16 protein-coding genes are annotated in these 18,407 nt (G+C 74.1%); 4 read left to right on the plus strand and 12 right to left on the minus strand.

The window, feature by feature from the left end; genetic code table 11:
• Positions 1 to 56: 56 nt before the first annotated feature.
• From AB0411_RS33455 to AB0411_RS33510, 12 genes are all read right to left on the minus strand, one after another.
• Positions 57 to 1,613, minus strand: coding sequence for an NADH-quinone oxidoreductase subunit N (locus AB0411_RS33455; protein ID WP_366420995.1), 1,557 nt, complete (start codon positions 1,611 to 1,613; stop codon positions 57 to 59).
• Positions 1,613 to 3,220, minus strand: a complete 1,608-nt coding sequence (locus tag AB0411_RS33460) for a complex I subunit 4 family protein (RefSeq protein ID WP_366421008.1) — start codon at positions 3,218 to 3,220, stop codon at positions 1,613 to 1,615. The genes AB0411_RS33455 and AB0411_RS33460 overlap by 1 nt, the downstream gene beginning before the upstream one ends.
• A gap of 114 nt (positions 3,221 to 3,334) precedes the next feature.
• Positions 3,335 to 5,332, minus strand: a complete 1,998-nt coding sequence (locus AB0411_RS33465; RefSeq protein WP_366420996.1) for an NADH-quinone oxidoreductase subunit 5 family protein — start codon at positions 5,330 to 5,332, stop codon at positions 3,335 to 3,337.
• Complete coding sequence (gene nuoK / locus AB0411_RS33470; RefSeq protein WP_260639365.1) at positions 5,329 to 5,691, minus strand: NADH-quinone oxidoreductase subunit NuoK; 363 nt, start codon at positions 5,689 to 5,691, stop codon at positions 5,329 to 5,331. The genes AB0411_RS33465 and nuoK overlap by 4 nt, the downstream gene beginning before the upstream one ends.
• Complete coding sequence (locus AB0411_RS33475) at positions 5,691 to 6,332, minus strand: NADH-quinone oxidoreductase subunit J family protein (protein ID WP_366420997.1); 642 nt, start codon at positions 6,330 to 6,332, stop codon at positions 5,691 to 5,693. The genes nuoK and AB0411_RS33475 overlap by 1 nt, the downstream gene beginning before the upstream one ends.
• Positions 6,329 to 6,949 (minus strand): NuoI/complex I 23 kDa subunit family protein, encoded by a 621-nt coding sequence (locus AB0411_RS33480; protein WP_366420998.1) that lies wholly within the window; start codon positions 6,947 to 6,949, stop codon positions 6,329 to 6,331. The genes AB0411_RS33475 and AB0411_RS33480 overlap by 4 nt, the downstream gene beginning before the upstream one ends.
• Positions 6,946 to 7,914 (minus strand): complex I subunit 1/NuoH family protein, encoded by a 969-nt coding sequence (locus AB0411_RS33485; protein WP_366420999.1) that lies wholly within the window; start codon positions 7,912 to 7,914, stop codon positions 6,946 to 6,948. The genes AB0411_RS33480 and AB0411_RS33485 overlap by 4 nt, the downstream gene beginning before the upstream one ends.
• On the minus strand, positions 7,911 to 9,320 hold the full coding sequence (locus AB0411_RS33490) for an NADH-quinone oxidoreductase subunit C (protein ID WP_366421000.1): 1,410 nt from the start codon (positions 9,318 to 9,320) through the stop codon (positions 7,911 to 7,913). Before AB0411_RS33490 ends, AB0411_RS33485 begins: the two co-directional genes overlap by 4 nt.
• Entirely contained in the window at positions 9,317 to 10,015 is a 699-nt protein-coding gene (locus AB0411_RS33495) for an NADH-quinone oxidoreductase subunit B (protein WP_366421001.1), read from the minus strand. The genes AB0411_RS33490 and AB0411_RS33495 overlap by 4 nt, the downstream gene beginning before the upstream one ends.
• Entirely contained in the window at positions 10,006 to 10,407 is a 402-nt protein-coding gene (locus AB0411_RS33500) for an NADH-quinone oxidoreductase subunit A (RefSeq protein WP_366421002.1), read from the minus strand. The genes AB0411_RS33495 and AB0411_RS33500 overlap by 10 nt, the downstream gene beginning before the upstream one ends.
• Positions 10,408 to 10,713: 306 nt before the next feature.
• The gene (locus AB0411_RS33505; RefSeq protein WP_366421003.1) at positions 10,714 to 12,141 is read right to left on the minus strand and encodes a hypothetical protein; all 1,428 of its coding nucleotides are present in this window, start codon (positions 12,139 to 12,141) and stop codon (positions 10,714 to 10,716) included.
• Positions 12,142 to 12,588: 447 nt separating this feature from the next.
• Entirely contained in the window at positions 12,589 to 14,016 is a 1,428-nt protein-coding gene (locus tag AB0411_RS33510; RefSeq protein ID WP_437044232.1) for an EsaB/YukD family protein, read from the minus strand.
• Between the two features lie 227 nt (positions 14,017 to 14,243).
• Between AB0411_RS33510 and AB0411_RS33515 the strand changes: the two genes are divergently transcribed.
• The 4 genes from AB0411_RS33515 to AB0411_RS33530 form a co-directional block, all read left to right on the plus strand.
• A complete protein-coding gene (locus tag AB0411_RS33515) occupies positions 14,244 to 15,521 on the plus strand; it encodes a sensor histidine kinase (RefSeq protein WP_366421004.1) in 1,278 nt (425 codons plus the stop codon).
• A gap of 227 nt (positions 15,522 to 15,748) precedes the next feature.
• Positions 15,749 to 17,062: a sensor histidine kinase gene (locus AB0411_RS33520; RefSeq protein ID WP_366421005.1), complete on the plus strand. Its 1,314-nt coding sequence runs from the start codon at positions 15,749 to 15,751 to the stop codon at positions 17,060 to 17,062.
• Positions 17,063 to 17,268: 206 nt separating this feature from the next.
• Positions 17,269 to 17,928: a response regulator transcription factor gene (locus AB0411_RS33525; protein WP_366421010.1), complete on the plus strand. Its 660-nt coding sequence runs from the start codon at positions 17,269 to 17,271 to the stop codon at positions 17,926 to 17,928.
• Between the two features lie 294 nt (positions 17,929 to 18,222).
• Positions 18,223 to 18,407 (plus strand): hypothetical protein (locus AB0411_RS33530; protein ID WP_366421006.1); only part of this gene is annotated, 185 nt, incomplete at its 3' end.

The following is an 18,407-nucleotide window of genomic DNA, read 5'->3' on the forward strand; positions in this document are numbered from 1 at the left end:
TGGGGCGGGGGCCGGTGGCGGCCGTCGGCGGGGCGGTGTGCGGCGCCCGCGGGCCGTCAGAGCAGCGCGCCGGAGGCGAAGCGCAGGACGAGCTGCGGGGCGCCGGAGAGGGCGATGCCGAGGACGGTGGCGAGCGCGATGGCGGTGGCGAGGGGGGCCGGGATGCCGGCGCCGGCCGGGTGCCCCGCGGGCGCGGGGGCTGCGGTGGCTGCCGCCTCTCCGGCGCTCTCCGCTTCCCCGGCGCCCCGGAAGAGGACCGTGGTCCACTGCAGGTAGTAGTAGAGCGCGATCACGACGTTGACGGCCATGATCACGGCGAGCCAGGCCAGGCCCGCGTCGACGGCCGCGGAGAACACCGTGACCTTGGCGAACAGGCCGATGATGCCGGGCGGCAGGCCGGCCAGGCAGAGCAGGAAGAAGCCGAGGGCGAGCGCCACGACGGGACGCCGGTGGTACAGGCCCCGGTAGTCGGTGATGCGGTTGGCGGGGCGGGTGCGGGCCACCAGGGCGGCGACGGCGAAGGCGCCGAGGTTCACGGCCGCGTACATCAGGGCGTAGGCGATGGTGGAGCCGATGGCGTGCCCCGGGTCCCGTTCGTAGCCCGCGGCCGCGATCGGCACCAGGAGGTAGCCGGCCTGGCCCACCGAGGACCAGGCGAGCAGGCGGACGGCGCTGTGCGCGCGGCCGGGGTCCTGGCGCAGGGCCGCGACGTTGCCGACGGTCATGGTGAGCGCGGCGAGGACGGCCAGGGCCGGGCCCCAGACGTCCGCGTACGAGGGGAAGCCCTGGACGGTGACGAGGATCAGGCCGGAGAAGCCGACGGCCTTGCCCACCACGGAGAGGTAGCCGGCGATGGGCAGCGGTGCCCCGACGTAGGTGTCCGGGACCCAGAAGTGGAACGGGGCGGCGGCCGTCTTGAAGGCGAAGCCGACCAGGGTGAGGGCGACGCCGGCGCTCGCCAGGGTGGCCAGCCGCGGGTCGGGCAGGGCGGTGAGCGCGTGGGCCACCTGGGAGAGGTGGAGGCTGCCGGTGGCCGCGTAGAGGAAGCTCACGCCGAGGAGCATCACGGCGGTGGCGGCCACCGAGGACAGGAAGAACTTGAGGGCGGCCTCGGAGGAGAGCCGGTCGCCGCGCCGCAGGCCGACCAGCGCGAAGGCGGGCAGTGAGGCGACTTCGAGGGCGATGACCAGGGTGGCGAGGTCCCGGGAGGCGGGCAGCAGGGCGGCGCCGGCCGCCGAGGAGAGCAGCAGGAACCAGTACTCGCCGGCGGGCAGGTCCTGGTCCCGGACGGTGTCGATGGACAGCAGGGCGGTCAGCAGCGCCCCGCCGAGCACCAGGAACTGGACGACCAGGGCGAACGGGTCGGCCGCGTAGCTGCACACGTCCGGGTGGGCGGGCAGGCAGAAGGTGCGGCGGTCGCCGTCCAGGAGGGGCAGCAGGGACAGCGCGGCGAGCGCCAGGCCCGCCGTCGCGATCCACCCCAGCAGCGGCTTGCGGGCCGCCGGGAGGAAGAGGTCGGCGACGAGGACGACCAGGGCGACGGCCCCGGCGAGGGTGGGCGGGGCGAGGGCGAGCCAGTCGACGGACTGGACCAGGGAGGTCACCGTGCTCATCACTTACCGCCTCCGAGGAGCTGCTGGACGGCCGGGTCGGTGAGGCCGAGGAGGGCCGCGGGCCACAGTCCGGCGAGGACGGTGAGGGCGGCGAGGGGGGTCCAGGCCGCGTACTCGTAGCGCGCGAGGTCGGGCAGGGCGGGGGCCGGGGCCCCGGCGGCCGCCGCGGTGCCTTCCCCGGGCGCCGGGGCGGCCTCGGCGAGCGCCGGGGTGCCGCCCATGCAGACGCGGCGGACGACGAGCAGCAGGTAGGCGGCGGTCAGCAGGGTGCCGAGGCCGGCCAGCGCCATGAACGTCAGGAAGGCGGGGCGGCTGAGGCCGGCGGCGGGCCGGAAGGCGCCGAACATCGCCAGCATCTCGCCCCAGAACCCGGCCAGTCCGGGGATGCCGAGCGAGGCGACCGCCGCGAAGGCGAGCAGGCCGCCGAAGCGGGGGGCCCTGCCGTAGAGGGCGGCGCCGGTGCTGCCCGCCAAGGCGTCGAGGTCGGTGCTGCCGGTGCGGTCCTTGAGGGCGCCGACCAGGAAGAACAGCAGGCCGGTGATCAGGCCGTGGGCGACGTTGGCGAACAGCGCGCCGTTGACGCCGGTGGGGGTCATGCTGGCGATGCCGAGCAGGACGAAGCCCATGTGGCCGACGGAGCTGTAGGCGATCAGACGCTTGAGGTCGCCCCCCGCGCCCTTGCGGACGAGGGCGAGGCAGGCGAGCGAGCCGTAGATGATGCCGATGGCGGCCAGCGCGGCGAGGTACGGCGCGAAGGTCTGCATGCCCTCGGGCGTGATGGGCAGCGCGATCCGCACGAAGCCGTAGGTGCCCATCTTCAGCAGGACGCCGGCCAGCAGCACCGAGCCGACGGTGGGGGCGGCGGTGTGGGCGTCGGGCAGCCAGCTGTGCAGCGGCCACAGCGGGGACTTGACGGCCAGTCCGATGCCGATCGCGAGCACCGCCAGGACCTGAACGGTGTGGCTGAGCTGGGCTTTCGGCCCGTTGTCAGTGGCCAGTGCCACCATGTCGAACGTGCCGGATTTCACGCCGATGAGGAGGAGGCCGAGCAGCATCACGACGGAGCCGAGCAGCGTGTAGAGGATGAACTTCCAGGCCGCCGCCTGCTTCCCCGCGCCGCCCCAGCGGGCGATGAGGAAGTACATCGGGATGAGGACCGTCTCGAAGGCGAGGAAGAACAGCATCAGGTCGAGGACGGCGAAGCTGGCGAGGGTGCCGGCTTCGAGCGTGAGCAGCAGGGCCACAAATGCCTTGGGGGACGGGCCCTTCGGCAGGTGGAAGTAGCTGTAGAGCGCGCAGAGGAAGGTCAGCAGCGCGGTCAGCACGACGAGGGGGAGCGAGATGCCGTCGATGCCGAGGTGGATCCGGATGTCCAGCGCCGGGATCCAGCTGATGTCGGTGGTGGCCTGCATACGGGCCGGGTGGTCGTGGTCGAAGCCGGCGGCCAGCGCGAGGGCGGCGGCGAGCACGACACCGGTGACGGTCACGCCGTGGCGCAGTACGGCCTGGTCGGGGTTGCGGCCCCGGAGACCGGGGGGCGCGGGGAACAGGGCGCCGACCGCGCCCAGCAAGGGGAGGACGACGACCGCCGCGAGGAGGTACTGCAGAACGGTGGGGTTCACGGGTCAGGCCCTCCTCAGGGTTTCGGCTCCGGCGAGCCCGGCCGCGGGGGGCGTCGGCTGGGGGTGCGGGGTGCGTGCACCAGTGGTGTGCGGCATGGGTCAGGCTCCCGTACCCGTGGCGACGAGGACGGCGGCGACGGCCAGGACGAGCGAGCCCGCCAGCAGCGCACCGAGGTAGGTCTGCACGTTCCCGGTCTGGGCGCGGCGGACCGCGGCGCCCAGCAGGCCGGGGGCGGTGCCCGCGCCGCGGACGTAGGTGTCGACCACCTCGCGGTCGAGGAAGCGGACGAGCGTGGCGGCGGCGCGTACCGGCCGGACGAACAGGGCGGAGTAGACGGCGTCGAGGTGGAAGCCGACCGCGGCGTGGCGCTGCAGCGGGCCCAGGAGGAGACGGCCGGGGTCGGCCGGGTCCTGGGCCGCGGCGTTGTCGCCGTAGGCCGGGGCGTGGGTGTCGATCGCGACCTCCTCGGCGACCGCGGGGGTGGCGTCCGCGGCGGCGACGACCGCGCCGAGGGGGACGCGGGCGGCGAGCGCGGTGGTGTGCCGCCAGGCCGCGTAGGTGACCAGGCCGCCGACGAGGGCGATACCGGTGCCCAGGACGGAGGTGGTCAGGGTCGGCGCGAGCGAGCGCCCGTCGAACCAGCCGGGCAGGAAGGGGGCGGCGAGGCCGAGCGCGACGGTCGGGACGAAGAGCACCCACAGCATGGCGTTCATGGCGACCGGCTGCGGGCCGTGGTCGGGGGCTTCGGCGCCCTTGCCCTTGAAGGTCAGCAGCCACAGGCGGGTGGCGTAGGCCGCGGTGAGGAGGGCGGTGAGCAGGCCGGAGACCAGCACGGTCCAGCCGGCCGCGCCGGGGATGCCGTGCGCGTCGCCGATGGCGGCGTGTTCGGCGGCGCCCAGGACGGCTTCCTTGGAGAAGAAGCCGGCGAACGGCGGGATCGCGGCGAGCGCGAGCAGCGCCACGGTCACCGTCCAGTAGGCGTCCGGGACGCGCCGGGCCAGGCCGCTCATCCGGGACATGGCGGCCAGCGAGTTGGTGCCGGCGGCGTGGATGATCACGCCGGCGCCGAGGAAGAGGAGGGCCTTGAACGCACCGTGCGAGATGAGGTGGAAGACGGCCGCGCCGCGGTCGCCGACGGCCAGGGCGCCGAGCATGTAGCCGAGCTGGCCGACCGTCGAGTAGGCCAGGACGCGCTTGATGTCGTCCTGCGCCAGCGCGGCCAGCCCCGAGCCGACCATGGTGATCGCGGCCATGGCGGCGAGGACCACCAGCGCGGCCGCGGAGGCGGCGAAGACCGGGAGGAGACGGGCCACGAGATAGACACCGGCCGCCACCATCGTCGCGGCGTGGATCAGGGCGGAGACGGGCGTCGGGCCGGCCATCGCGTCCGGGAGCCAGGTGTGCAGCGGGAACTGCGCCGACTTGCCCGCGACACCGGCGAGCAGCAGCAGCGCGATCAGCGTCGGGTGGTCCAGGCCGCCGGCGGCGACGGAGCCGAGGATGCCGGTGATGCGGAAGGTCCCGGCATCGGCGGCCAGCGCGAAGATGCCGAAGAGGAAGGGGACGTCCCCGAGCTTGGTGACGAGGAACGCCTTGAGGGAGGCGGCGCGGGCGGCCTCGGTCTCCCAGTAGTGGCCGACGAGGAAGTAGGAGCAGATGCCCATGACTTCCCAGCCGACCAGCAGCAGCATCAGGTCGCCGGTGTAGACGACCAGCAGCATCGCGGAGGTGAAGAGCGAGACCAGCGCGGCGTAGGAGGCGTAGCGCGGGTCGTCGCGCAGATAGCCGGTGGAGTAGATCTGCACACAGGTCGCCACGACACCGACCAGGACGGCGATCAGTGCGGCGAAGCCGTCGATGTGCAGGGCCAGGTCGATGGGGATCGAGCCGGTCGGGGTGAGCTCGGTGGCGACGTCGGTGGCCGGGCCGGTGCCCTGGCCGACGGCGACGGTCACGGTGAGCACGGCCGCGGCCAGCGTCGGCAGCACGGCCAGCGGCCGGACGAAGCCGGGCGCCCGCCTGCCCAGGAGGAGACCGGCGACGGCCCCGAGGAAGGGCAGGAGGGGAACGAGAACGGCAGTGGTCGTGAGGGTCACGCGGCGGCCTCCGCCGTGGTGTCCGGCTGCGGGTCCCCGTCCCCGGCGTCCGCCCGCTCGGCGAGGTCACGGAGCCGGTCGATGTCGGAGCTGCCGCGGTTGCGGTAGACGAGCAGCACGATCGCCAGGCCGATGCCGATCTCGGCGGCGGCGATGGCGATGGTGAAGAGGGTGAGCGCCTGGCCGGTGTGCAGGGTGTCGCGCAGCCAGACGTCGAAGGCGACGAGGTTGAGGTTGACGGCGTTGAGCATCAGCTCGACGGACAGCAGCACCAGGACCGCGTTGCGGCGCGCGAGCACGCCGTACAGCCCGGTGCAGAAGAGGAGGACGGCGAGGACGGCCGGGTAGGCGAGATGCATCAGCGCTGCTCCTCTCGCGGGGCGGGGGCGGCCGGGGCCCGGGAGGCGGCGCGGGCCGGAGTGGCGGCGTTCTTCAGGCTCGCCGCCGCGGACCGCTCCTCCCCCGGCCTGCGGGACAGCACGATCGCGCCGACGAGCGCGGCCAGCAGCAGTACGGACAGCGCCTCGAAGGGCAGCACCCAGTACTGGAAGAGGCTGCGCCCGGAGGCCTCGGCGGAACCCTGGGCGGCGCCGCCGAGAGTGATCCAGGTCGCGCGGAAGCCGTCCACGACGACCCAGACCAGGGCGGCGGCCGAGGCGAGGGCCACCGCGAGCGCGGCCCAGCGGTTGCCCGAATCGGCGTCCGGGGAGCGGCCGATGGGCGCCTTGGTGAGCATCAGCCCGAAGAGCAGGAGGACGACGACGGAACCGACGTAGATCAGCACCTGCACCCAGGCGATGAACTCGGCCGTCAGGAGCAGGTATTCCACGGCGATCCCGCCGAGGGCGACGACCAGCCAGAGGGCGGCGTGCACCAGCTGCTTGGTGGTGACGGTGACGACGGCCGCGCCGAGGGTGGCGATGCCGACGAGGACGAAGGCGATCTCCACGCCGGTGGGCGAGAGGAAGCCCTGGCCGGCTGCGGTGGCGGCGAGCGTCACGTTCCCTCCCCTGGGGTGTCCGGTCGGTTCTGGTCCGTGGCCGGGTCCGGGTCCTGTTCCGCGGTCCCGGCGCGGGCGGCCTCGGCTTCGGCCTGCTGCTGGGCGGCGAGCTTGTCGGCCGCCTTGCGGGCGGCGGCGAGCTCCTTGGGCTCCTCGGCGGCCGGGTCGAGCGCCGGCGGTTCGGGCACCGTCCACATCCACTCGCGCAACTTGTCGCGCTCATGGGTCAGATCCCGGATGTCCGTCTCGGCGTACTCGAACTCCGGTGACCAGAAGAGCGCGTCGAAGGGGCAGACCTCGATGCAGATCCCGCAGTACATGCACAGCGCGAAGTCGATCGCGAAGCGGTCCAGCACATTGCGGCTGCGCTCCCGGCCCCCGGGGGCGGCGGGCGGCACCGTCTCCTTGTGGGAGTCGATGTAGATGCACCAGTCCGGGCACTCCCGGGCGCACAGCATGCAGACCGTGCAGTTCTCCTCGAACAGCCCGATGACGCCGCGGGTCCGGGGCGCGAGGTCGGGCTGGACGTCCGGGTACTGCGCGGTGACCGATCGTTTCGTCATCGTCCGCAGGGTGACGGCCAGCCCCTTGGCGAGGCCGGAGCCGGGGAAGCTCATGACGAGATCACCACCTTGACGACGCCGGTGAGGGCGATCTGGGCGAGGGCGAGCGGGATGAGGACCGTCCAGGCGAGCTTTTGCAGCTGGTCCTCGCGCAGCCGCGGGTAGGTCACCCGCAGCCAGATGACGCCGAAGGCGAGGATCACGGTCTTCAGCAGCGTCCACAGCCAGCCCAGGCCGTCGGCGCCGAACGGGCCGTGCCAGCCGCCGAGGAAGAGCACGGAGGTCAGGGCGCAGAGGACGACGATGCCGGCGTACTCGGCGAGGAGGAAGAGCGCGAAGCGCAGTCCGGTGTACTCGGTGTACGCACCGAAGATGATCTCCGAGTCGGCGACCGGCATGTCGAACGGCGGCCGCTGCAGCTCGGCGAGCCCGGCGGTGAAGAACACGACTCCGCCGACGATCTGCCAGGGCACCCACCACCAGTGGAAGGCCTCGACGATGCCGGGCAGCGAGAGCGTGCCGGCCGCCATCGCGACGGAGGCCGCGGCGAGCAGCATCGGCAGCTCGTACGCCAGCAGCTGCGCCGCCGTCCGCAGGCCGCCGAGCAGCGAGAACTTGTTCGCCGACGCCCAGCCCGCCATCAGCGAGCCGAGCACGCCGACGCCCATCACGGCCAGGACGAAGAAGATCCCCGCGTCCAGCGCCTGGCCCACGGCGTTGTGCGGGCCTATCGGGATGGCCACCAGCACCAGGAGGTACGGCAGCAGGGCGACGGCCGGCGCGAGCTGGAAGATCCGCCGGTCGGCACCGGCCGGAACGATGTCCTCCTTCTGCGCGAACTTCACCCCGTCGGCCACCAGCTGCGCCCAGCCGTGGAACCCGCCCGCGTACATCGGCCCGAGCCGGCCCTGCATATGGGCCATGACCTTGTGCTCGGTCTGCCCGATGACCAGGGGGAAGACGAGAAAGACGACGAAGACGGCGACGAGCCGCAGCGCGATGTCGAGGGCGTCGCTCACGGGGTGTCGCCTCCTGCCGGGTCTCGGGGGGTGTCCTGTGGGGGCTCGGGGGCGGAGGGCGGGCCGGCTTCGGGGGCGTCGGACGCGGTCTGCGCGTCGTCGGCCGGGGTCTTCGAAGCGTCCGCCGGGGCGGCGTTCTCCTCCGGGGCGGCGTGCTCCTCCGGCTGCTCCGGCTGCTCCGGACGCGCCGGTTGCTCTTGTTTCTCCGGCTTCTCCGGCCTCTCAGGCTTCTCCGGCTCGTCGAAGGCGGGGCGGGCGTGGTGCCAGGGCGCGTCCGAGGAGCGCGGGGGCGTCTCCTTCTTGGGGGCCGTCGCCGGGGTCTCCGTCGCCGGGGTCTCCGTGGACGGGGTCTCCGTGGACGGGGCCGTTGCCGCGGGGGCCTCCGTCGCGGGGGCCTCCTTGGCCGGAGTCGTCCCAGGGGTGTCCTGGGCGGCGGCCGTCTCGGGCGTCTCCGCCGTCTCCGCCGTCTCCGCGGCCCGCCGCTGCCCGGCCGAGCCCTCGCTCGCCGAACGCGTACGCCGGGCCGGACGCTCGGGGGGTGCCTCGGCGGCCGGGGTCTCGGCTCCCGGCGCCGTCTGCTGGCTGGCCGATCCCGCGCTCGCGGTCCGCGTACGGCGGGCCGGACGCTCGCCCGCGGCCGCACCGGCACCGCCGGCGGCGCGCGCACCGCCAGCCGCCCGTGCGCCTCGCGCGGGACGGGCCGGTGCGGGCGGCAGCTGGCCCTTCAGCGGGCCCCATTCGTTCGGGTCGGGGACGCCCGGGGGCAGCATCTGGCGGCGCTTGGGCCCGCCGTGCTCGGACTCGCCCGGCTCCTTGGCGCCCGGCCAGGCCTTGGCGACCCGCGCCGCCAGCACGAAGTCCTTGCGCAGCGGGTGGCCCTCGAAGCTGTCCGGGAGCAGCAGCGGTACGAGGTGCGGATGGCCGGTGAAATCGACGCCGAACATCTCGTGGGTCTCGCGCTCGTGCCAGCCCGCGCCCGCGTACACGTCGATGGCGGTGGGCAGCGCGGCCGCGTCGTGCGGCACGGTCGTCCGCACGATCAGGCGGTGGACGGCGCCGGGCCGCGCCACATCGGCGACGTGCACACAGATCCGGAAGCCGGTGCCGGGCTCGTCCACGGCGCTCAGCCAGTCGAAGTAGCTGCAGCCGAGCTCGTCGCGGGCGGCCGTCAGCGCGGTGAGCCAGCCGTCCGCGGGGACGTCGACGGTCAGCACGTCGTACGCGAGCTCCGCCGTGGCCCCCGTACCGAAGATCTCGCTCGCGGGCCGCGGCAGCCAGCCGACGACCGGTTCGGCAACGGGCTCGGCCGCGGGCTCGGCAACCGGCTGTTCCGCCTGCTCGGGCTGTGCGGTGGTCGCTGCCTGGTGCTCCGGCTGATCCGGCTGCTGCTCGGGCTGCTCGCTCATCGGGGCTCCTCCCCCGGCGCCTTCGGCTCGTCCGCGGCCTTCGGCTCGTCGGCGGGCTTCGGCGCGTCGGCGGGCTTCGGCGCGGGCGGCGTGACCAGCCCGCTGCGCAGCGCCGCCGCGGAGGGCCGGGCCGCGCCACCCTTCGCGTACCGCTCCCCCAGCGACTCGCGGGCGATCTTCTCCTGGAGCTTGAGGATGCCCTGCAACAGCGCCTCCGGACGCGGCGGGCAGCCCGGGACGTACACGTCCACCGGAATGATCTGGTCGACGCCCTTGGTGACCGAGTACGAATCCCAGTACGGGCCGCCGCAGTTGGAGCAGGCCCCGAAGGAGATGACGTACTTCGGCTCGGGCATCTGCTCGTAGAGCCGCTTGACCGCGGGCGCCATCTTGTCGGTGACCGTGCCGGAGACGACCATCAGGTCGGCCTGGCGCGGACCGGGCGCGAACGGGATCACGCCGAGCCGGATGAAGTCGTGGCGCGCCATGGACGCGGCGATGAACTCGATGGCGCAGCAGGCGAGGCCGAAGTTGAAGACCCAGAGGCTGTAGCGGCGGCCCCAGTTGAGGACCACCTTCATCGGCTCGGGCGCGAGCCGGGCCAGGGTCCCCAGGCGCCGCGGCTCCGGCAGGAACTGCGGGTCGGCGCCCTCGGACGCGGCTGCGGAGCTGTGGGAGGCGGGGTTCACGTCCATTCCAGGACGCCCTTCTTCCATGCGTAGAGCAGGCCGATGGCGAGGAAGCCGAGGAAGATGAACATCTCCACGAGCGTCACGCCACCGAAACCGGGGGCGGCGAAGACCGTCGCCCAGGGGAACAGGAAGATCGAGTCGACGGCGAAGATGACGTAGAGGAAGGCGTACACGTAGTAGCGGACCTGGGTGTGTGCCCAGCCCTCGCCGACGGGGTCCACGCCGCACTCGTACGTCAGCAGCTTCTCGGGCGTCGGCACCACGGGCCTCAGCAGCCGCCCGGCACCGAAGGCCACGGCCACGAAGAGCACCCCGATCACGGCGATGATCCCGACGACCGAGTAGCCCTGGAAATAATCCGCGGCGACAGTGGTGCGTACGGTCGCGTCCGGCACGTCCGCCCCTCGCTCCCTGACTGCGCTTGTTTCAACGACTTCGACGATCTGTACGGACGGGAGTCTAGGCCCTGCCCCGGCCGCGGTGAGCAGCCGGATCGTCGCGGACGGTGGGGTTGTCCCTACTTCGCCCTACCTGGGCGGCGGGCAGCGTAGACGGCCGGGCCGGTTGTCTCAGCGGGCGTCTCACGGATCGGACGCGGCCGGCGCCCGGGCGCACCCCGGGACGGCCGGTACGGCCAGTATTACCGGTACGAGGCGGAACGGTCGATATGGGAAAAGAGGGGCAGCATGGCCGGTGCTCGCTCACCGGGGCGGGCCGGCGTGGGGGTCGGCCGGTCCGGAGTGGCCGCCGTAGGGACCGGCCGGTGCGGGGTGGCCTCCGTAGGGCGCGGAGTTGCCTGGTCCCGGTGCGGTGGAGCCGGTGGGCGGCGGCGCGGCAGGGCCCGTGGCGGAGGGGTACGGGGTGTCCGGTGCGGGCCGGGTGGTGCTGCCGGGGGCCGTCGTGGGTGCGCCCGGGCCGCCGCCGCCCGGGCGCTGCCGGCCCGGGCCGCGCGAGACCGCGCGGTTCATCGCCTCGGCGGCGATCCGGGCGGCCGCCTGGAGCGTCCGCTCGCCGAGCAGCTCCGTACGGATCGCGCCGCCCGCCGCGAGATGCCGGTCGTACGGGAGGGGGAGCACCGTCGCGCCGCCGATGCCCAGGTGCTCGGTGGCCTTGCGCACCTCCAGGCCGGAATCGGGTGACACATGGCTGAGAACCACCACGGTCGTCGGCAGCATGCCGGGGTGGAGCCCGCCGACCCAGTCCAGGACCGAGCGGGTGGCCGCCACGCCCTCCGGGGTCGCCGGGGAGACCAGCACCCGCGCCTGCGTGGTCACCAGCGCGGTGCGCGCCACCTCGGCGGGCAGCGTCTCGCAGTCCACGACGGTGGTCGCGAAGTACCGGCGCAGTGAGGTCATCACCACCCGGTAGGTGTCGATGTCCAGCCGGGTCCCGATGGAGCCCTGGCTGCCGGGCAGCAGCCAGCCGCCACCGGGGAACGGAATCAGATAGCCCGTCAGGTCCGTGATCAGCATCGACGGGTCCACTATCTGCGCGAGGTCGGTGCCCGACCAGCGCACCTCCCGGGCGCCCAGCCGGTGCGGCAGCGTGCCGAGGGCCGGGTCGGCCTCGACCGCCAGCACCGGATCGGCGCGGTAGTGCGCATAGGTGAGGGCCAGCAGCGCGGCGACGGTGGACTTGCCCGCGCCGCCCCGGATGCTCGTCACGGAGATCTGCCGGCCGGTGGTCACCGGCTGCTGGATGGCGTACGCGGTCTGTGTGACGGCGGCGGTCTCCGCCGCGGGCGACGACGCGATCGCCCGCCGTACGACTCGCCCCGCACGCTGCGCGACGGACTCGCCGTGCCGCGGCTTGGCCCGCAGAGCGTCCAGCTCGGGCGGCATCAGCGGCACCGAGACGGGGGTGGGGCCGGACCTGCGGACCGGGGTGGGGGTGTGGACGCGGGCCGGTGTCTGGACGGGCGCCGGGGTCCGGGCGGGAGCGGGCGTCCGGCCGGGGGCAGGCGTCGGGGCGGGGGTGGCAGGGGCCTCGGAGGTGGGCGGGGCCGGAGTGGTGTGAGGAGCCGGAGTGGTGTGAGGAGCCGCCGGGGTGTGCGGAGCCGCCGGGGTGTGCGGAGTCGGCGCGGGGGCCGGTTCCGGTACGGGCTGCGGCAGCGGGGCGCCGACGGGCATGGGTCCGGCAGCGGGCCGGGGACCGGAAGTCGGCACGGGACCGGCAGCGGGCCCGGAGCCGGCGGCGGTCTGAGCGCCGGGGGCGGCCACCTGGCCAGGGGCGGGCACGGGACCGGCAGCCGGCACCGGCCCGGAAGCAGCCTGGCCGGCCGGAGCGCCGTCCCGGAGCACCGAGGCGTCCGGTGTCTGCAGCGGCGCGGAGGGCACCGGCGGATACCCGGCACCGCCGTATCCCGGCCCGGCGGAGTACGCGGACGCCGGGGCGGTTCCTACGGGCGCGGCCGCCGGGCCCGGCGCGGCCGGCTGCGCCCTCGGCGTCACCGGCGTGTCCCACACGGTCGCGCCCCCGGTCGTGTCACCGGCCGCGCCCCCCGTCGCGTCGCCGGCCGCCGGCCCGCCGGCGTCCCCCGTCGAGTGATCAGTCACGTCCATGGTCGCCTTTCCGGTTCAGAGCGTCGGGAGCAGCCGGCCGTAGACCCCGAAGGCCCCGAGGGCCACCGGGATCAGCGCCATCACGGCGACCGACTCGACGAGGTTCAGCAGGCGGCGCAGCCGGGCCCGGACCTGCTCCGGCACGCGCACCGCGGGCACGGCGAGCGGCAGCACCGCGCACACGCACAGCACGGCCAGCGCACCCGCCGGATTCCCCGAACCCGCCGCCCACCGGAGCAGCAGGGACACCCCCACCGCCGTCCCGGCCGCCAACAGGGCGACGACCTCGGCCGTCAGGGGGTAGGCCCGCGCACGCGACAGCGTCACCAGGCACAGCAGGGCGGCGGCCGCGGCCGGCCAGCCGTCTCCTGAACCGGCGGCGGCCACTCCCGCCGCACCCGCGGAGACCGCCATGGCGACCGTGGCCGGCGCCAGATCACGGTGGGTCGCACCGAGGGCGGTCGCGACCTGGTGGCGGCTCACGGGCGCGTCACCGGATCGCCGGTCGTCGAGCCGGGTCAACCCGGCTGCCGTCAGGGCCAGTCGGGGCAGGTACCCCAGTACGAGCACCGAGACCACGCCGAGCGCGACTCCCGTACGGGGCACGTCGGCCAGCGCCAGCCCGGCCTCCCACGCCCCGACCGCGAGCGCGACCGCCGCCGCGCCGACGAGTCCGCCGCGCCCCAGCTCCGTGCAGAACCCGAGCAGCGCGAGCGCCGCCGCGACGGTCAGCCCGACGGCCGCCAGCCGCGCCCCGCCCGTGGAGGCCGCCTGCCAGGAGGCGAGCACGCCGAGCGCGCCGCCCAGGACGAGCAGTGCGGTGCTCGTCGAACGCGGTCCGAACGAACCGAGCGGTCCGGGTCGTCCGAGCCGCGCGCCGGCCGCTCCGCCGGCCGCGGCGAGCACCCCGGCCGCACCGAGCCAGAGCGCGGCCCGCCCCGGCCCGTACCAACCCGCCGCCGCGACCCCGGCCACCAGCGCCAACGCCACGCTCACCGCACCGGCCGTCCACGTCCGGCTGCGCCGGCCCCAGTGCCAGCCGCGCGCGTCCAGATCGTCGGCGGCCGAGCCCGTGGCGTCGTGCGTCAACGGCGCCGCCGGGGTGTGCTGGTCCGCCACGAGCCGCAGCACGGCCCCGTCGGGCACCCGCGCCGCGGCCAGCGAGGCGTCCGGCGCGAGCACCGATCCGTCCGCGGTCACCAGCCGCCGCGGCAGCGGCCCGCTGCCCGGCCGGTCGCCGAGCAGCCGCAGCAGGTCCGGCAGCAGCGCGCCGAGGGGTTCCTGCGCGGGGAGCACGAGGTCGACCCGCCGCCGCTCGCCCACGAGGGTCACCCGGCTCAGGGAGGTGCGCGACGCGGCCCCCGAATCCATCCCCGAACTCACACTCACCATGCCGACGCGGCCCCCGCGTTGCTGCCAGTAGGACTTGCTCCCGGGGGCCACCCGCGAAAACCGTCGGCCAACTTGCCGACGATGAACGACCGCCCCCGCACAACCGGCACACACGATACGGCGCGGCTCCGACGGCTTGTCCACAACGGTCACCGGCCGGCTGCCCGCCGCCCTGCGGGTTCCACAGCGGCGATGCGGAGGAAAGGTGGGGAAAACCCCACCCCCATCACCCCAGCCACCCCATGGCACGCGGCGCGGCGGCCGGGCAGGCTGGGCGGATGACCGAAAGATCCCGGCCCCGTCGTGCCGATACTGCCGACGACACCCCCGAGGGTGTCGCACCGCCGCCGCCGCAAAGGCCGCTCAGCGGCGCGACCTGGCGGGAGATCGGGTACCTGCTGGCCAACCTCCCGTTGGGTCTCGCCGGGTTCGTGGTGCTGGTGGTCTGGCTGACCCTCGGCATCGGGCTGACCGTCACCGTCATAGGGCTGCCGCTGCTGGCGAGCGGCCTGGTGGCGTGCCGGAAGTACGGGAAGCTGGAACGGGCGCGGGCGCGGGCGCTGCTCGGGGTGCGGGTACCGGAGCCGAGTCGGCTGCGGGCCCGCGAAGAGGGATTCCTCCCCTGGCTGTGGCTGTGCCTGAAGGACCCGGTCGCCTGGCGGCACGCGCTGTTCACGTTCCTCCGGCTGCCCTGGGCCACGTTCACCTTCTCGGTCACCCTGGTCTCGCTCCTCGTGGCGTGGCCGGCGCTGCCGTGGCTGGCGCGCTGGCTGACGAACGTGGACCGGGCCATGGTGCGCGGGCTGCTCTCGCCCTCCGACGAACTGGAGCGGCGGATCGCCGAGCTGGAGTCGGACCGGGTGACGGTCACCGACACCGCGGCCGCCGACCTGCGGCGCATCGAACGGGATCTGCACGACGGCGCGCAGGCCAGGCTCGTGGCGCTGGCCATGGGGCTCGGCCTGGCGAAGGAGAAACTGCGGGAGGGCCGGGCCGACGACAGTGTGGCGGCGATGGTGGACGAGGCGCACGGCGAGGTGAAGCTGGCGCTGCAGGAGCTGCGGGACCTGGCCCGGGGCATCCATCCGGCGATCCTCACCGACCGCGGGCTGGGGCCCGCCCTGGCCTCGCTGGCCGGGCGCTGCACGGTGCCCGCCACCACGGCCGTGGACCTGGCCGAACGGCCCGCGCCCGCCATCGAGGGCATCGCCTATTTCACGGTCTCGGAGCTGCTGCAGAACATCTCCAAGCACAGCGCGGCGCGGCAGGCGTCCGTCGAGGTGTGGCGGGCCGGGGGCCGGCTGCTGATCCAGGTGACGGACGACGGGAAGGGCGGGGCGCGGCTGGACGGCGGCACAGGGATGGCCGGGCTCGCCGAGCGGCTGGGGTCGGTGGACGGGCTGTTCGTACTGGATTCGCCGAAGGGCGGTCCCACCCGGGTGACGGCGGAACTGCCGTGGTGGCCGCGGACGCAGACGAGGGCGGGGGCGGGGGCGGGGCCGAGGTCGGGCGCGGCATCGGGGAGGGCGTCGAAGGCGGCACCGAGGGGCCGCTGACGGGGCGTCCGGCGTCCCGCGCGGCGAGCCGTGGGGCCCGCCGCGGAGGGGGGCCGGTATCGGTCCGGGGGTGGGGAAAACCCCCGGAGAAGACTGCGAAGAGCCTCATGGTGCGGGCGGGGCCGGCCGCGGACCCTTGTCCCAGCGGCACGAGCCGCCCGGCCCGCGGGCCGGGCGGCGCATCCGACAGGGCAAGGGCCACATCCGGCAGAACGGACGACGAGACGATGGATACCGCATACGCACACCGGCCCCGCGGCCCCCGCGTGCCCGCGGGGCTGCGCGCCCCGTTCTCCGGGCGCACCTGGCGGGAGTTCCTCTACCTCCTCCTCAACTTCCCGCTCGCCGTCGCGATGTTCGTCTTCACGCTGGTGGCGATCACCACGGGCTCCGGTCTGCTGATCACGTTCCTCGGCATCCCGGTGCTGGCGGGCGGCCTGACGGGCATCCGTGCGCTGGGCGCCCTGGAGCGCCGGCGGGCCCGTGCGCTGCTGGGGCTGGACGTCGCCGACCCGGAGCCCGTCCGGCCGTCCAGGCCGGGCCTGATGGGGTGGATCGGGGCCGTCCTGAAGAGCGGGGTGTCCTGGCGGCACGCGCTCTACTGCCTGCTGCACTTCCCGTGGGCGCTCTTCGCCTTCATCGCCTCGTTCACCCTCTGGACGCTCGGCTGGCTGCTGCTGACCTACCCGCTGTGGCAGTGGACGTTCCCGGCCTACCTCGATCGCTCGGGCATCCAGCTGGGGTGGGACGGCAGCGGCAACGGCATCTACCTCAGCACCCCGGCGGAGACCGCGCTCACCAGCGTGGCCGGACTGCTGCTGGTGGTGGCCGGATCGGGAGTGATCCACGGACTGACGCAGGTGGACCGGATCATGGTCCGGGGCCTGCTGGGGCCCTCCTCCCTCGCCGCCCGGGTCTCGGAGCTGGAGTCGGACCGCGGGGTGGTGGCGGACACCGCGGCGGCGGATCTGCGGCGCATCGAGCGGGATCTGCACGACGGGGCGCAGGCCCGGCTGGTCTCGCTCGCCATGGACCTGGGCCTGGCCAAGGAGAAGCTGGCGGAGGACCCGGAGGCCGCCGCGAGGATGGTGGACGAGGCGCACGGCGAGGTGAAGATCGCGCTCCAGGAGCTGCGGGACCTGGCCCGCGGGATCCACCCCGCGATCCTCACGGACCGGGGGCTCGGCCCGGCCCTGTCGGCGCTCTCCGCGCGCTGCACGGTCCCGGTGACGGTGACCGTGGACCTGGACCACCGGCCGGCCGCGGCGATCGAGGGCATCGCGTACTTCACCGCCTCCGAACTGCTGCAGAACGTCTCCCGGCACGCCCGTGCCACCAGCGCGACGCTGGACGTCTGGCACACCACGGACCGGCTCATGGTGCTGGTCACGGACGACGGCCACGGAGGCGCGCACACAGCGGCGGGAGGGGGCCTGGCCGGCCTCGCCGAACGGCTGGATGCCGTCGACGGCCTGCTGATGGTGGAGTCCCCGGCCGGCGGCCCGACCTCCGTCACCGCGGAGCTGCCGTGGCGCGGCTGACGGCGCAGCCGTCGCGCGGCCGACCACGAAGCTGCCGGAGAACGGCCGCCCGCCTGGCCCGGAAACGCGCCCGCCCGCCGCTTTCCCTCCTCCGGTCCCCTTGATCCGCCGCATCCGCCGCGCCGCCGTCCGGATGCTGGGATGCTGGAGGCCGGCAGGGGCGGGACGCGATGAGGCATGGGGGAATCTGAGCCGTGGAGGACAAGGTGCGGGTGGTCATCGCCGAGGACTCGGTGCTGCTCCGTGAGGGCCTGACCCGGCTGCTCACCGACCGGGGGCACGAGGTCGTGGCAGGCGTGGGGGACGCCGAGGCGCTGCTCAAGACGATCGGGGAGCTGGCGGACGAGGGCGCGCTGCCGGACGTGGTGGTGGCGGACGTACGGATGCCGCCCACGCACACCGACGAAGGGGTGCGGGCCGCCGTCCGGCTGCGCCGGGAGCACCCCGGCCTCGGGGTGCTGGTGCTCTCGCAGTACGTCGAGGAGCAGTACGCGACGGAGCTGCTGGCCGGGTCGAGCCGGGGCGTGGGCTACCTGCTCAAGGACCGGGTGGCCGAGGTGCGGGAGTTCGTCGACGCGGTCGTCCGGGTCGCCGGGGGCGGGACCGCGCTGGACCCGGAGGTGGTGGCGCAGCTGCTCGGCCGCAGCCGTAAGCAGGACGTGCTGGCCCATCTGACACCCCGGGAGCGGGAGGTGCTGGGCCTGATGGCCGAGGGCCGGACGAACTCCGCGATCGCCCGGCAGCTGGTGGTCAGCGACGGTGCGGTCGAGAAGCACGTCAGCAACATCTTCCAGAAACTGGGCCTGTCGCAGAGTGACGGGGATCACCGCCGGGTGCTCGCGGTGCTCACCTACCTCAACTCCTAGCCATCTGACACTCTGTCAGATAGGTGGCCCGAGGCGTTTTCCAGTGAGGTCCAGGACTTTGGTCGTAGAACCAATGGAGGAGTCCGGAGCGTCATGAATGAGGGGGCGCGGGGGTGGTGATTTCATGACAATACCCACCAGATCGGTGTCTCATGGTGACGTCCACCATGCGAGCAACCCAGGGAAGGCCACCCTTACCCACGTACGATGTTTATGGGACAACCGGTCAGTACGACACGTCCCGAGCCCTGCCTCCGGCGGGGACGCCGCACCCCTCGAGGGAGGTCCGAAGCAGTGACCAGCCAGGTCAGTAGCACAGCCGAGCAGACCGACGCAGCGCTTGTCGGGGAAGCGCGCGATTCCGGTGCCGGCGGCGAAGGCAAAGAAGTCCGCCGTCTGGATCGGGTGATCATTCGGTTTGCCGGTGACTCCGGTGACGGTATGCAGCTCACCGGTGACCGGTTCACTTCCGAGACCGC

This window comes from Streptomyces angustmyceticus, from assembly GCF_040701845.1.
Classification (GTDB): Bacteria; Actinomycetota; Actinomycetes; order Streptomycetales; family Streptomycetaceae; genus Streptomyces; species Streptomyces angustmyceticus_A.